Origin of the sequence: Armatimonas sp. (genome assembly GCF_043757465.1) — a bacterium.
Classification (GTDB): domain Bacteria; phylum Armatimonadota; class Armatimonadia; order Armatimonadales; family Armatimonadaceae; genus Armatimonas.
The window spans coordinates 57,591-71,246 of record NZ_JAYVPL010000053.1 but is presented as its reverse complement, the minus strand read 5'-3'; the positions used below and the strand labels follow the sequence as shown (position 1 = coordinate 71,246).

The 13,656-nt window shown below is 58.2% G+C and carries 13 protein-coding genes; 8 read left to right on the top strand and 5 right to left on the bottom strand.

The features are described 5' to 3' along the window. Positions 1 to 133 precede the first annotated feature (133 nt). From ACH2ED_RS06745 to ACH2ED_RS06735, 3 genes are read left to right on the top strand one after another with little or no spacing between them, the layout of a single operon-like run. The gene (locus tag ACH2ED_RS06745; protein WP_395089595.1) at positions 134 to 325 is read left to right on the top strand and encodes an element excision factor XisI family protein; all 192 of its coding nucleotides are present in this window, start codon (positions 134 to 136) and stop codon (positions 323 to 325) included. Between the two features lie 25 nt (positions 326 to 350). Continuing rightward, positions 351 to 683 (top strand): DUF5674 family protein, encoded by a 333-nt coding sequence (locus ACH2ED_RS06740; RefSeq protein WP_395089593.1) that lies wholly within the window; start codon positions 351 to 353, stop codon positions 681 to 683. Then, a complete protein-coding gene (locus ACH2ED_RS06735; RefSeq protein ID WP_395089590.1) occupies positions 680 to 1,027 on the top strand; it encodes a hypothetical protein in 348 nt (115 codons plus the stop codon). Before ACH2ED_RS06740 ends, ACH2ED_RS06735 begins: the two co-directional genes overlap by 4 nt. A gap of 8 nt (positions 1,028 to 1,035) precedes the next feature. On the opposite strand, the gene ACH2ED_RS06730 is transcribed toward ACH2ED_RS06735, so the two are convergent. Continuing rightward, positions 1,036 to 1,446, bottom strand: a complete 411-nt coding sequence (locus ACH2ED_RS06730; RefSeq protein WP_395089589.1) for a hypothetical protein — start codon at positions 1,444 to 1,446, stop codon at positions 1,036 to 1,038. A 69-nt stretch (positions 1,447 to 1,515) separates the two neighbouring features. Continuing rightward, positions 1,516 to 3,384, bottom strand: a complete 1,869-nt coding sequence (thrS, locus tag ACH2ED_RS06725) for a threonine--tRNA ligase (protein WP_395089588.1) — start codon at positions 3,382 to 3,384, stop codon at positions 1,516 to 1,518. Between the two features lie 167 nt (positions 3,385 to 3,551). Between thrS and ACH2ED_RS06720 the strand changes: the two genes are divergently transcribed. Together ACH2ED_RS06720 and ACH2ED_RS06715 are read left to right on the top strand one after the other, a co-directional pair. After that, the gene (locus tag ACH2ED_RS06720; RefSeq protein ID WP_395089586.1) at positions 3,552 to 4,880 is read left to right on the top strand and encodes a DUF1501 domain-containing protein; all 1,329 of its coding nucleotides are present in this window, start codon (positions 3,552 to 3,554) and stop codon (positions 4,878 to 4,880) included. 2 nt (positions 4,881 to 4,882) lie between these two features. Beyond that, a complete protein-coding gene (locus ACH2ED_RS06715) occupies positions 4,883 to 6,202 on the top strand; it encodes a DUF1501 domain-containing protein (RefSeq protein ID WP_395089584.1) in 1,320 nt (439 codons plus the stop codon). On the opposite strand, the gene ACH2ED_RS06710 is transcribed toward ACH2ED_RS06715, so the two are convergent. Continuing rightward, the gene (locus ACH2ED_RS06710) at positions 6,203 to 8,512 is read right to left on the bottom strand and encodes a VIT domain-containing protein (protein WP_395089582.1); all 2,310 of its coding nucleotides are present in this window, start codon (positions 8,510 to 8,512) and stop codon (positions 6,203 to 6,205) included. A 115-nt stretch (positions 8,513 to 8,627) separates the two neighbouring features. Here ACH2ED_RS06710 and ACH2ED_RS06705 point away from each other — a divergent pair, with 115 nt between their 5' ends. From ACH2ED_RS06705 to ACH2ED_RS06695, 3 genes are all read left to right on the top strand, one after another. Then, the gene (locus ACH2ED_RS06705; RefSeq protein WP_395089580.1) at positions 8,628 to 9,101 is read left to right on the top strand and encodes an NUDIX hydrolase; all 474 of its coding nucleotides are present in this window, start codon (positions 8,628 to 8,630) and stop codon (positions 9,099 to 9,101) included. Positions 9,102 to 9,587: 486 nt separating this feature from the next. Further along, the gene (locus tag ACH2ED_RS06700; protein WP_395089579.1) at positions 9,588 to 10,064 is read left to right on the top strand and encodes an NADPH-dependent FMN reductase; all 477 of its coding nucleotides are present in this window, start codon (positions 9,588 to 9,590) and stop codon (positions 10,062 to 10,064) included. Continuing rightward, the gene (locus tag ACH2ED_RS06695) at positions 10,061 to 10,531 is read left to right on the top strand and encodes a DinB family protein (protein ID WP_395089577.1); all 471 of its coding nucleotides are present in this window, start codon (positions 10,061 to 10,063) and stop codon (positions 10,529 to 10,531) included. The genes ACH2ED_RS06700 and ACH2ED_RS06695 overlap by 4 nt, the downstream gene beginning before the upstream one ends. Here ACH2ED_RS06695 and ACH2ED_RS06690 read toward each other — a convergent pair. Together ACH2ED_RS06690 and ACH2ED_RS06685 are read right to left on the bottom strand one after the other, a co-directional pair. After that, the gene (locus ACH2ED_RS06690; RefSeq protein WP_395089575.1) at positions 10,528 to 11,778 is read right to left on the bottom strand and encodes an MFS transporter; all 1,251 of its coding nucleotides are present in this window, start codon (positions 11,776 to 11,778) and stop codon (positions 10,528 to 10,530) included. The two genes, ACH2ED_RS06695 and ACH2ED_RS06690, sit on opposite strands and share 4 nt — an antisense overlap. Beyond that, positions 11,771 to 13,528 (bottom strand): AMP-dependent synthetase/ligase, encoded by a 1,758-nt coding sequence (locus tag ACH2ED_RS06685; protein ID WP_395089573.1) that lies wholly within the window; start codon positions 13,526 to 13,528, stop codon positions 11,771 to 11,773. The genes ACH2ED_RS06690 and ACH2ED_RS06685 overlap by 8 nt, the downstream gene beginning before the upstream one ends. Positions 13,529 to 13,656 lie beyond the last annotated feature (128 nt).

The following is a 13,656-nucleotide window of genomic DNA, read 5'->3' as shown; positions in this document are numbered from 1 at the left end:
ATCACAATCCGACCGGAGCAAGCTCCGGGGTATGTCTCGGAAGACTTCGGCCTGAGAGCCGAAACCCTAGAAGAAGTGGGCATCCTGAGAGATGCCCACACGTTCCATGCGGTCACGGAGCAAGCTCCGGGGAATGTACCCGTACGCTATTCATGGCCTGCTGGCGGATTTAGAGATTCGCGACGGCAAGATCGGGGTGCAAGCAGACAACACCGACCGCCCCGTCGCCGAACAGCTTCTGCGCCTGGGCATCCCGCCAGAGCAAATCGTCTTAGGCTTCCGCTCCCCCCAGCGCCGCGCCGCCTCCGAGTTCGCTGTGGCCTGAGTCCGTTCGCGGTATAATTGCCGCTGTGATTCACCTGATTCGTGAGCGTACCACCGTAGATCAAGTCTCCCAGATGCAAGAAGCGCTCGGCGACTATATCAAGCTGGCTGTGGATGTGGAACGAGAGCTTCTGGCTGGTGGCGGCGCGATGCACGCAGACTGTGAAGCCGCTCTTCTGGATGAGGGCAGCTTCCAGGAAAATATCTGGGGCGCGGGTTGGTTTCCCGATTCGCAACAAGTGACATTCGACTCGCTTATCAATATCCGTCCCCGTCAAGGAAACCGCGCTCTGGAAGTGCAAGACCCTGGCTTGCGTGAGCGGATCGAGAAAATTGTCCGAGAAAGGTTTGCCCCATGAAAGACTGGAGCCAGATTCAAGAGCGCTACTTGCGCGATGCCATCCCCGTTCGATTAGGTGGCCTCGCCTCCGATCTGTCACGCATCAAGTCCACTGCGCCCCACGAAGCCAATCAAAGCGTCGTGGCCGGGCTTCTGGACGAGAGCAAGCACTTCATCGAGTGGACGGCACACGAAACGGAGATCGAGACGGCGGGTTATTTGGCCCACCTTCAGATCGAGATCGCCCTGTGGCAGTACCAGCTCCCCGACCGCTGGCACAACCCCAAAGACCGCCAGCGCCTCGCCAACCAAGCTGCGACCTGGTCGGAGCAGGTCCTTCAACTCTCGGGGCTACTGGGATAAATCAGAAATCAAGTTTGCGGAAGTTTCGAAAAAAGCCATTTCATTGCTTCAATAAATATTTTGTAATTATCTCTCACCCACATTTCCTGGAGATCATAACCTTCTTTGTCACACTCAATGCAAAATATCCAAGAAGATTGGTTTCCTGATCGATTTGAAACACCAAGTATGTTAATGTTAAATTCATTTGATGTAGATTCAATAAATTGACTTAAGAAATCAAAAACTAATTTTTCAGCCTTAGGTATCTTAATTTCTAAATATAGGCGATCAGTTGTTGTTACATAAAAGCCTAGACTTACTTTATAGCCATTAATAGAGGGAATCCGCAGCCACGGATTTCCCCTATCTTTATCACATACCTCAGAACCTTCAATGATTTCCCGAACGCTATTAAAAAAATCCAATTTTTCAGACATATTTTTCTCCAAGAGTAAATCGCCCCACTTGTTTAATGAGTGGGGCGAAAAATATTAAACTAACTGCTATTATTTGCTTACGGGTGCCAATCGCCGTTCCGCAATTTCCTCCAGCAGGTCGGTGATGAATTGTTCGACGGGGCGTGGGCCAAGGTCGCCCTTGTCGCGGTGGCGGACGGCGACGTTTCCGGCCTCGATGTCGCGGTCGCCGACGATAATCATGTAGGCGACTTTCTCGACCTGCGCCTCCGCGACTTTCTTGCCGGTTTTCTCCGAGCGAGCGTCCACGGTGGCCCGAACACCGGCCTCGACGAGCCGGGTCTTGATCTCCTCGCAGTACGGGATGTGCCGATCCGCGATGGGCAAGAAGCGCACTTGCTCAGGAGAAAGCCAGGTCGGGAACGCGCCTGCGAAGTGCTCGATGAGCACACCGACGAAGCGTTCCATGCTGCCAAACGGCGCGCGGTGGATCATCACGGGTCGGTGTGGCTGGCTGTCCGAGCCGATGTACTCCAGCTCGAAGCGGATCGGGAGGTTGTAGTCCACCTGCACGGTGCCGAGCTGCCACTCGCGGCCAATGACGTCTTTGACCACGAAGTCAATCTTCGGGCCATAGAACGCCGCCTCGCCCGGCTCCTCGCTAAATGGAACGCCCAGAGAGGCCACCGCATCCCGGCAGGCTTTCTCCGCCTTATCCCAGTTGGCCGGGTCGCCGACATACTTGGCGCTGTCCGGGTCGCGCAGGCCGACGCGCACCCGGAAATCTTTCATCCCGAGCGTGTCGAAGATCGTGCGCACCAGTGAGAGGCAGCCTTGGACTTCTGCGGGAACCTGATCCTCGGTCACGAAAAGATGGGCATCGTCCTGGGTGAACGAGCGCACGCGGGTCATGCCATTGAGCTCACCGGACTGCTCCCAGCGGTAGACGGTTCCAAACTCCGCCAGGCGTAGCGGCAGATCCCGGTAGGAGCGGCGCTCCGACGCGTAGATTTTAATATGATGCGGGCAGTTCATCGGCTTCAGCAGATAGCCCTCCACATCGCCGGATGCCAGCTTGTTGGAGAGATCGCCGCAGGTGGAGCCCTCGTCGCTCAGGCCCTTCAGAAACTCACGGTCCACCACGGGTGGGTACTGCGAGTCGGCATAGTAGGGGAAGTGGCCGCTGGTTTTATAGAGCTCCAGCTTCCCGATATGCGGCGTGAAGACCTGGTGGTAGCCCTGCTTACGCAGCTCGTGGCCGATAAAGGTCTGTAGTTCCTGACGAATCGCCGCGCCTGCCGGAGTCCAGAGCACCATACCCTGCCCCACTTGATCGTCAATGTGGAAGAGCTTGAGGGCCTTGCCAATCACGCGGTGGTCGCGCTTTCTCGCCTCATCGAGCTTGTTGAGATACTCGTCGAGGTGGCTCTGCTTCTGAAAGGCGATGCCGTAAACCCGAGTGAGCTGCTCGTTCTCGGACTTGCCGCGCCAGTAGGCCCCGGCGATACTCATCAGCTTAAACGCGCCGATTCGCCCCGTGCTCTCAATGTGCGGGCCTTTACACAGGTCAATGAAATCGCCCTGCTGGTAAAAACTAATCTCCGCCTCGTCGGGCAGGTCATCAATCAGGCGCACTTTATAGAGCTGGCCGGACTCCTCACAGCGCTTGCGAGCCACATCGCGCGGCTCGACAAACTTCGCAAGAGGCAAGTTCTCTTTGACAATCGCCTTCATCCGCGCTTCAAGCGTGGACAGATCGCTCTCGGTGAGCGGGCGGGGCAAGTCGAAGTCGTAGTAGAAGCCATTCTCAATGACAGGACCAATGCCCATCTTGGCGTCTGGCATCAGCTCACGCATGGCCTGCGCAAGCACGTGCGAGGTCGTGTGGCGCATGCGGGAAAGAAAGTCAGCCGGAGCGGAGAGCTCATCGGCGGGAGAAACGGAAGAAACAGAAGACATGGTGTGGTTACACTCCCATACAAAAGGATAATCGCATAGTATCACGCTGTCGCCCGAGGGCTGGTGTTTGCTAAAGCACGGCGATTTTTCAGTGGCAATCCCGTATCAAATTGCCTATAATAGGTGATTAGTTTCACCACTGTCGGTTTGATGAGGGAAGCAAGGGCATGCTGACGATACGGGGCAATAAAAGCGGAGCGTTCTGCGATGGCATCTCGCGGCGGGATTTTCTGACCATCGGGGGCCTAGCATTGGGTGGGCTGAGCCTACCGCAGATTCTGGCGGCGGAGGCGCACGCGGGCATTCGCAAGAACCAGAAGGCTATTATTATGGTCTTCTTGCCGGGTGGCCCAGCACAGCACGACATGTTCGACATGAAGCCCGATGCGCCGTCGGATATTCGCGGTGAGTTCAAGCCGATAAAAACCAACGTCTCTGGGATTGAGATCTGTGAACACATGCCCAAAATCGCAGGCATGATGGACAAGTTCGCGATTATCCGCTCGCTCACTGGCATGCGCGATGAGCACGACTCGCATATCTGCATGAGCGGGTACTCGGTGGCGGAGACCAATCAGAACAAAGCGCCGTGTCTGGGCTCGGTGCTCTCGCGACTGGAAGGCCCGACCGAGAAAACCGTCCCGCCGTTTGTAGGCTTGCAGGGCAAGGCCGGTCACATGGAGTGGGCCGATCCGGGTGACACAGGTTTTCTAGGAATGGCGCACGCGGCAATGCGGCCGTCGGGGGACCTCATGAAAGACATGACGCTCACCGATGTCTCACTGGATCGCCTTAGCCACCGTAAGCAGCTTCTGGCGAGCCTGGATCGCTACCGCCGACGTGTGGACACGCTCCCCGAGATAGACGCACTCAACGCACGCGCCTTTGATATTCTCACATCAAGCAAGCTAGTACAAGCACTCGATGTGACTCGCGAGGACAAGAAGACCCGTGAGCGCTACGGGATTGGGCGACTGGAACCCGTGGACGATGGCCTGCCGATGCTCAACGACCAGTTTTTGGCCGCCCGACGGCTTGTCGAGGCAGGCGTGCGCTGCGTCTCGATTGGCTACGGGCGCTGGGACCATCATGGCGCGAACTTCGCCCAGCTCAAGACCTACCTGCCGATGCTCGATGCCGCCGTGAGCTCGCTGGTTCAAGATATTCACGACCGGGGAATGCAGGACGACGTCTCGGTGATTGTGTGGGGTGAGTTTGGGCGCACGCCTAAGATCAACAAAGATGCGGGCCGGGATCACTGGCCCCGTGCCAACTTCGCGCTGCTCGCGGGTGGGGGCATGAAGATGGGACAAGTCATTGGAAGCACCAATAAGTTCGGCGAGGAGCCGGATGAGCGGCCCATTGATATGAAAGATGTCTTTGTGACACTCTATAATCGGCTGGGGATTGATATTGTCAATACGCCCGTCCCCGATGTAACGGGGCGACCGAACTTCCTCTTTGCAGGCCGTGAGCCGATTGCGGAGCTGATCTAACTATGCTGACGATTCGAGGCGCGGGCGGCAAGTTCTGCGATGGCCTCTCACGACGGCAGTTCTTAACCGTCGGGGCGCTGGGCGGGCTGGCTCTGCCACAGCTTCTGGCCGCCGAGGCGCAGGCGGGTATACGCAACTCGCACAAGGCGGTTATCTTAATCTACTTGCCGGGTGGGCCGGGGCACCAGGACACGTTTGACTTAAAAATGGACGCGCCATCGGATATTCGTGGTGAGTTCAAGCCCATCAAGACCAATGTTTCTGGGATTGAGATCTGTGAGCACCTGCCGCGCCTGGCCACGATGATGGACAAAGTGGCGATCATCCGCTCGTTAGTTGGGGCGCGTGACGAGCACTCGTCGAATCTCTGTCTCTCGGGCTACACCAACGCGGAGTTCAACCAGAACAAAGCGCCGACTATGGGCTCGGTGCTGACGCGGCTGGAAGGCCCGGTGGATAAGACCGTCCCCGCGTATGTGAATCTCGCGGCACGCACGCAGCACCCGCCCTACAACGATCCTGGACCGGGTTTTTTGGGGCCGGGGTACGGTGCGCTGAATCCCAATGGCCCGATGCTGGCGGACATGACTCTGACGGATGTCTCGCTGGATCGGCTCAGCCACCGCAAGCAATTATTAGCGAGCCTGGATCGTTACCGACGACGCGTGGACACCCTCCCCGAGATAGACACCATGAGCGCCCGTGCTTTCGATATTCTGACATCGAGTAAGCTAGTGCAAGCGCTGGATGTGAGCCGCGAGACCCCCAAGATTCGGGAGCGCTACGGCAAAGGCATTGATAAACCGCAAGGCGATGCGTCGCCGATGCTCAACGAGCAGTTTCTGGCCGCCCGGCGCTTGGTGGAGGCCGGAGCGCGGCTGGTGAGCGTTTCGTACGGTTTCTGGGACTGGCATGGGGGCAACTTCACCAACATGAAGGCTCATTTACCCGTAATTGACCAGGGAATCTCCGCGCTCATCGAGGATCTGCACCAGCGCGGTCTGGATAAAGATGTCTCGGTGGTGGTCTGGGGGGATTTTGGACGCTCACCCAAGATCAACAAAGACGGTGGCCGGGACCACTGGCCCCGTGTCTCGTGTGCACTGCTCGCGGGTGGCGGCATGGAGACCGGGCAGGTGATCGGCTCAACCAATAAGTTTGGCGAGGAGCCCGACGAGCGGCCCGTGGACTACAAAGATGTCATGGTGACGCTCTACCACAACCTCGGGATAGACATTGTGAATACGCCTATCCCGGATATGACCGGCCGCCCGAACTACCTCTTCGCGGGCCGCGAACCCCTCCCCGAGCTCGTGGGCTAGCTACTTGCCCACAAGCTCGATAAGCTCTTTCTCAGTGAGCTTCTCTTTGCCCTCGTCGCCAAACTGAATCGCTTGCTTGGCATTGGCAACCACCACCACATTCTCCCCGACGGCGGCCCACTTGGCCCAGCTACCGCTGCGCCGCACGAGCGCGAAGTAGGCATCGGAGTAGAGCTTGATCTTCACTAGCTCGGTCTGCTTCTTCGGATCGTAGGTGCCATCTTCCCAGTTCGCGCCACGCTGGTAGAATGCCCGGCTGCCACTGTACTGGATCTGCCGTGCCTGTGACTCCGCCAGCTTCTTATCCGCGCCGCTCTGGGAGGTGATCGCAGCGAGGTTTCCCGCCTGATTCTGAGCCCGTCCGCCGCGTGCGCTCTGGCTGAGATTCACCGCGCTCTCGCCCGTCGTGACCGACTTCGATTGCTGTTTGAAAAGCTCAGTGGTACCAGAGGGAAGTAAGCCACCAAAGTCTGTCGTGCCGGGCTCGGGGACGAACATTGCGGTGTAGGGCGTGAGCACGCCAAACTCCTTGGAAAGCCCAATGATCTGCTCCTCGATCTCTTTGCGCCGCGCCGGGTCTTTCTCATCGCGGATCTCGTCCAGTAAATACCCAATCTTGCGGCTGGCCCAGAGGCGCGGCAGGAAGCTGGCCTCCGTAGAGACGGGCGCGAGCTTGGCGTCCAAGGCAAACGTCTGCGGCTTACCCAGAACATCCCCCGTGAGCGTCACGGACATGCCAGAGCCGACCCCGTAGCGCCCGACCAAAACAAGCTGCCCACCCTCGAAGAGATCGGGAAGCTCTGCGGGTTTGGGGTAGATCTCGCCCGCGCCCGCGCCGGTGACTTTTAGCTTCAGGTTCTCCAGAACGGCGGTGCTGGTCTTGGCCACAAACTGGCTCGTCTTGAGCTCAATGTCTTCGTCGGGGCGCACGTAGTCCGCATCACCGCTGAGCTTGCTGCCGACTCGGTCCAGAAACGGGACATCCACATCGTAGCCCACCCCGAAGACAAAGCACCGGGTACGCTTCTGCGCCGCGCTCACGGCATTGCTGAGAATGGTGGCGTGATCGCGCACTCCCACGGTCGGTAGGCCATCGGTAAAGAAAAGCAAGCGGTTACCGCTACTTTTTTCAGGAAACTGCTTGAGGCCATCGGTGAGCGCGTCGTTGATATTAGTGCCCCCATCGGCGATAATCTCATCCACAAAGGCAGCAGCGCGCTTGAGGTTATCCGACGTTGCCAGAACAGGCTCCGGCGAGAACTTCGTCACGGCGTCGGAGAACGTGAGAATATTGAAGCTGTCTTGCGGGCGCAGCTTGCCCACGGCGAATTTTAGCGCACTACGAGCCTGCTCGATCTTCTTGCCCTGCATCGAGCCGGAGCGGTCCATCACAAGCACCACGCGGCGCGGCGGCAGGTCTTTGAGCGCCGTCTTCGGAATATTCGGGCTGGCGATCACCAGGAAATAGCCACTCTGGTGCAAGCCTCCCCCGATACTCGCCACCTGAGGCAGCGCCGCGTTGTAGCTGAGCAGCGAGAGAGCGACCGCGCTGGTGTCTTTTGCCCCTACGTAGAGTGCTAGCTCCGGGTGCTCCGCCAGCGCCGCCTCGTTTTTGGTGGACGACCACTCGGCAGAGACGCGCCCCGTGCCGTCGTCAAGGCGCTTGATCGTGACATCATGGGTCGGGGAGTAGAGGCTCCCAGCGTTACTGGCAACCACGCGGACGCTCACAAAGGCGGGTTGCATTCCTCCCGGCAGATGCGGCCCCGCCAGCGCCCAGACAAACTTCTTCGCATCGCCCTCACGCGGGAGAACCGAGACGACTTTCAGCGTCACGCGCCGCTCGCCGTTGGCAGGAATGGGGAACACACGCGCCCGCAGCAGCCCCTGGCCAACATAGCTTAGCAGCGCCGGATCGCGCCGCTGCCGCACGATCTCCTCATAAACCCGCGTGGCCTCCTCTTTGTTGAGAACCCGCGCCTCGAATTTATGCTCGCCATCGTACATGGCAAAGTCACGGACGGTAGTGCTACTGGGAATGGGGAAGACAAAGTCCGCCTCGCCCTGCACGGAACCACTATTCTTGAAGACATGCGAGACCTCGACCGTCGCGATCCCGTCTTTAATATCGGCGTTGAGAGTGACCGAGGAAACGGTGATGGAGGGCGTGGGACGCGGTGGCAGGGGGCGCGGCACAGGCCGGATCGGCGGCTGGAATCCGGGCGGCTGCGCCCAGGCGGCTCCGAGGTTGGCAAGAAGACCCGCACCGAGAACTTGCAGGGCACGGCGACGGCTAAACGCATTTTTCATAGCTCTTGCGGCAGGCGCGTCAAAAATTTGGCGTGCTTATGCGCCCTCCGCTACTCTCTTTGACGCTTGCCAAAACCAAATGCTTCAATGAAATTTTGCACCGTATAATATCCCTATGATTGATGAGAGTTGGTACACGCGCCCCGAGAGCGGCGTTCGAGATCGTTTGGCGGCGGGCGGGATCATTGTGCGCAAAGACGAGAACGGCACCCTCTGGATTGCCCTGACCACGGGCGAGGACACCAAGCAAAGCGCCTATATTCTGCCCAAAGGCGGCGTGGACAAAGGCGAGGAGATTGAGACGGCGGCGCGGCGGGAGATTGAGGAAGAAGCTGGATTCTCCAAGCTACAGCTCATCGAGAAGCTAGGTGTCCGCGAGCGCCTGAGTTTTGATAAGACCCGCTGGACAACCACGCACTTTTTCCTCTACACCACCGACGAGACCGACCCGCAGCCCACCGAAGTGGGCCGAGGCTACATCACCCGCTGGTTTGATTTTTCCCAGCCCCTCCCCGCACTTTTCTGGCCCGAACAAGCCGCACTCGTAGAGGCGCACCGGGAACGGATTCAGGCACTCGCTGTATCGTAGACGTGACGACTCCCTCCGCTAAAGCAGAGAGCTTCTGAAATTATGTCTAGGACACAATCACAAAAGACAACAATGCCAAGCATCAGGCTTCTTGGGAAACGCATAGGGCAATCCCTTACGTTAGCTCCCAAAGGCTCCGTCCAAGCCGTAAACAAATTGGTTGCAAAAAGACTCAACGTGTCCGCTGCGGCTAGTTACAAAGGTTCGTCCGCCCAGCGCAGAATAGCCTACATCCGTAACGTAACTAACACTCGCATCATGAGAGCTTACTCAGGCTCCTAAAATAGAGGAAACTTTACGTCACTAAACTACCTGACGAAGGATCGTGACGGGAAGATACTACCATTAAAACTTGAGACCCGGAAAGCAAAGAGACAAAAATTTGAACAATATTTTTCTATGCGGCATGGTGCGCAGCGCACCTGTGCCGTGCGGTTGCCGATTCCCCTGTCAGCTAAAGCAGACAGTCCCCTCGGTCGTTTAACTATGGGAACCACTCATGTGACTATTGTGGCCACGAGCCTAGACGCAAGCTCCAAGTCTCAGCTACTCGCCCGCCACGCGGCTAAATTGCTAGAAGAGCGCAACATTGCACACACGCTTCTAGACCTAAGGGACACCCCGGAGCTGGCCGCGCCGCTGCGCCAGGCAACGCATGTGATCTTCGCCGTGCCTGTCTATAACTTCGATGTGAACGCTGCCGCCAAGCAGGTGATGGAGGATCACGGCGGGGCGCTGGAAGGTAAGACCGTGGGGTTTCTCTGCCAGGCCGGTGGGCAGCGCAGCTACATGAGCGTGCTGGGTTTTGCCAATAGCCTGATGCTCGATTTTCGCTGCTGGATCGTCCCACGCTTTGTCTATGCGACGAGCAACGACTTTGAGGACGGTGATCAGCTTGGAGAGACGATCCGTGGACGAATCACGGAGCTACTTGATACACTCATTCGAGGAAACAACCTATGAACCCCTACATTCAGCGCTATATTTTAAGTGGCCTGCGCGCAACCCCGCAGGTCTACGCCAAACTTTTAGACGGCATTACCGAAGAGGAAGCCGACCGTCGCCCCGACCCGGAGCGCTTCACAATCCGCGAGGCCATTGCGCACATGGCGGACTGGGACGAGATTTTCCGGGTGCGCGGCGAGCGCATTCGTGACGAAGAGATCCCACTGCTACCCGGCTACGACGAAGGCCAGCTCGCGATGGAGCGCAACTACGCCGCGATGCCCGTCGCCGAGTCGCTGGAGCGTCTGATCCAGAGCCGCGCTGCACTGCTTGCGTTTTTCGAAGCCCTCCAGCCCACGGACTGGGATAGGCAAGGCAACCGCGACGAGATTGGAATGATCAACCTCAGCGATCTCTCCGTCATGGCGCTAGGCCACGATGGCTACCACGCCGAGCAGTTTATTCAGTACCGCGACGCGGCTTAGCTGCTGCCTTTGACACGGGTGACGAGCAGGCAGCCGGTGAGAAAGGCTGCGGAAGAGATCAAAAAAGCGAGGGTGTAGCCCATGCCGCCTGAGAGTCTGTTGCCCGCGTCCACCAAAAGCCCCACAGCGCCCGTGAGAACCTGCGGCGTCGAGACACTCGCCTGCCAGATACCCATATCTTTGGCGGCGGCCTCCGGGTCCGGTAACACATCGGCGGCTAGGGCGAGTGAGGCGGAAAGATAGATGCCGTAGGCTGAGCCGAAGACCAGCGCGACACAAAAGATCACCGTGAAGTTGGGGATCAGCGCGAAGGGAATCAGCGCGGCGGCCATCACCCAACCCGCCAGCCCAATAATTTTCTTACGTCCTAGGGAGTCCGTTAGCCTTGCCGCAATCCCTGAGCCAATCGCCCCGGAAAGCGAGATTCCCAGTGCCGCCGCCAGCGCCCCATTCTTGGGCGTCTTTAAGTCAAACCCAAAGAGTGTGAGCGAGTGAACCCGATCCGAGAGATAGTTACTGACATAGAGCAGAATTAAGTAAAAACCAAAGGCCACTAAAAACCGCGCCAGCCAGACCCAGCGGAAGTCCGGCGAGCGAAACGGCTCAATCCAGGACTTTATAGAGAGCTTGGGAAGCACTATGGCAGCGAGGGGAGCCTCCGCAGCGGGCTCGTGCCAGATGGCGAGCGTGATCAGGGCGCAGATAACATTGATGACCGCCACCGCGACATAGATCAGCGCGATCTTGCCCAGCCCCAGCCCGATACCGACCGCGACGATCTGGGCGATTAGCTGGAGCATGCTCATGATACCACTGGCCTTGCCCCGGTGATTTTCCGGCACCTGGTCGTAGATCAGGGCGGCGTAGGGGCCGGTCGCCACATCGTCGGAGATCTGCAAGAACAGATAGGCAATCGCCATCATCACCAGTGAGTTTGCCTGCCCGAGTAGTAGCAAGGCGACACTGGTGAGCGCGGCACCAATCGCCAAAAACGGGCGACGACGGCCAAAGCGTGTCTGGGTGCGATCCGAGAGCCAGCCCATCAGCGCTGGGCCGATCATCGCCTCGAAGGCTCCGATGGCGACAATCATCCCCCACGCGCCGTTTTTCTCCCCGCCCGGCACGACTTCCGCCACCTGAAGCGGCTGGAGCAGAAACAGCACAAACCACTTCAGGCTGGTCACAAACCAGTACGCGCCGGTCCCCAGATACCAGAACGGCTTGTCCTGAAACGTGGGCTTACTCATCGCCACGCAATTCAGAGACTTCTTTGGCCCATTTTTGCAGGATCACTTTGCGCTTCACTTTGAGTGTGGGCGTCAGCTCGCCGGTGTCAATGGAGAAAACGGCGTTGATGAGCGTGAACTTCTTGATCTTCTCGAAGTCCGCCAGTGCGGCCGAGTTCGCGTCAATCTCAGATTTTATTTTCTTTTTATCGTCGGCCTCGGTGAAACCCGCCTCGCGTAGCTTCTCAATATTAGGGACGACCAGTGCCGTGATGGAGTTTTGCTTATCGCCAATGAGCACCACTTCGGTGATAAAGGGCGAGTTTTTCATTTTTGTCTCAATGGGCACGGGCGAGACATTCTTGCCATTGGCTAAAACAATAATATCTTTCTTGCGGTCCGTAATTTTCAGATAGCCGTCTTGGCTTAGCTCGCCGATATCGCCGGTGTGAAGCCAGCCTTCGTCGTCAATCATGTCTCGCGTGGCCTGCTCGTTGTTCCAGTAGCCCTTCATCACGTTGGGGCCACGGTAGCAGATCTCACCATCGGAAGCGATCTTGACCTCGCCCTCGTTGATAACTTGCCCGACGGTCCCAATGCGCGCAGCGTGCCCTGGGTTGATAGAGATGACGGGCGATGTCTCGGTGAGGCCGTAGCCCTCCACAAGGTTCATGCCCAGCGCCCGCCAGAAGAGTGCCGTCTCCGGGTTGAGCGCCGCCCCACCCGAGACAAGAAGCCGGAACTTACCACCGAACTCCTCACGAATCTTAGAGAAGACTAGCTTCTCGCCGGTGGCCCGCTGAATCGTCAGGCTCATTCCGGGATGCCTGCCCGCCTGCTCCTCACGAATGCACTCTTTGGCGGCTTCGAGAGATCTCTCAAAGATGGCATGGCGCAGCTCGCCCGCCTTGGCGGCCTTGTCCACGACGCGATCCTGCATCATCTCCCAGAGCCGTGGCACGCAGAGCATGATGGTTGGCTGGAGAGTCTTCATCTCCTCTTGAAGGGTCTTCACCCCCTCGGAGTACGCTGTTGCCGAACCCGCACCAAGGGCAAGGTAGCAGCCCATGCGCTCAAACGAGTGGGCAAGCGGCAAGAACGAAAGGAAGGTGTCGTCGGTCGTGACGGTCACCCCCCCTTTGGAGAAGAGCGCTAGCGCATTGATGGCATTGCTCGTGAAGTTCTTATGGGTGAGCATCGCGCCCTTGGGATCGCCGGTGGTGCCGGATGTGTAGATCAGAGATGCAATATCATCGGGCTTGATGCCTTTCCATGCTGCCTCATACGCGCCAGGGCCGAAGGGATTTTGCTGGCCACGCTCCTGAAGCTGCGTAAACGAGAGCGCATCCGCCTCAGCCTCGCCCATCACGATGAGCTGCGTGAGGCTCGGGCACTCGGCCTGCGCGGTGCGCGCATTGGCGAGCAGCTTCGCATTGCCCGCAATCAAAACCTTGGCACTGCTATCATTAACAATAAAAGCCACTTGGGGCGGGGGCAGTGTGGGATAGATGGACGTATTGATCGCGCCCAGCGCATGGCAAGCGAGATCGGCAACCACCCATGACGGCTGGTTCTCGGCGTAGATCGCCACCCGGTCACCGTGCACAATGCCGAGGCTCTTGAGCCCCGCCGCCGTCGTCTCCACTCTTGCCGCGAGCTCCGTGTAGGAAATACTATGCCACTCGCGGTCTTCCCGGTAGCGCATCGCCACCGCGCTTCCCTGCGCCGCAACGGTTTGTTGAAAAAACTGTGTCAGTGTTTGATCGGTCATGCCCTTATCCTTTGATACTGTATTGCTTTCTTATTCGCTATCCTGACGGCAAAAACCTGCCGCACAGAGCCAGGAGAGCGTGAGGAGTAAAGTGCTTCCCAGGCTTCCGTAGATCATGATGGTTGCAA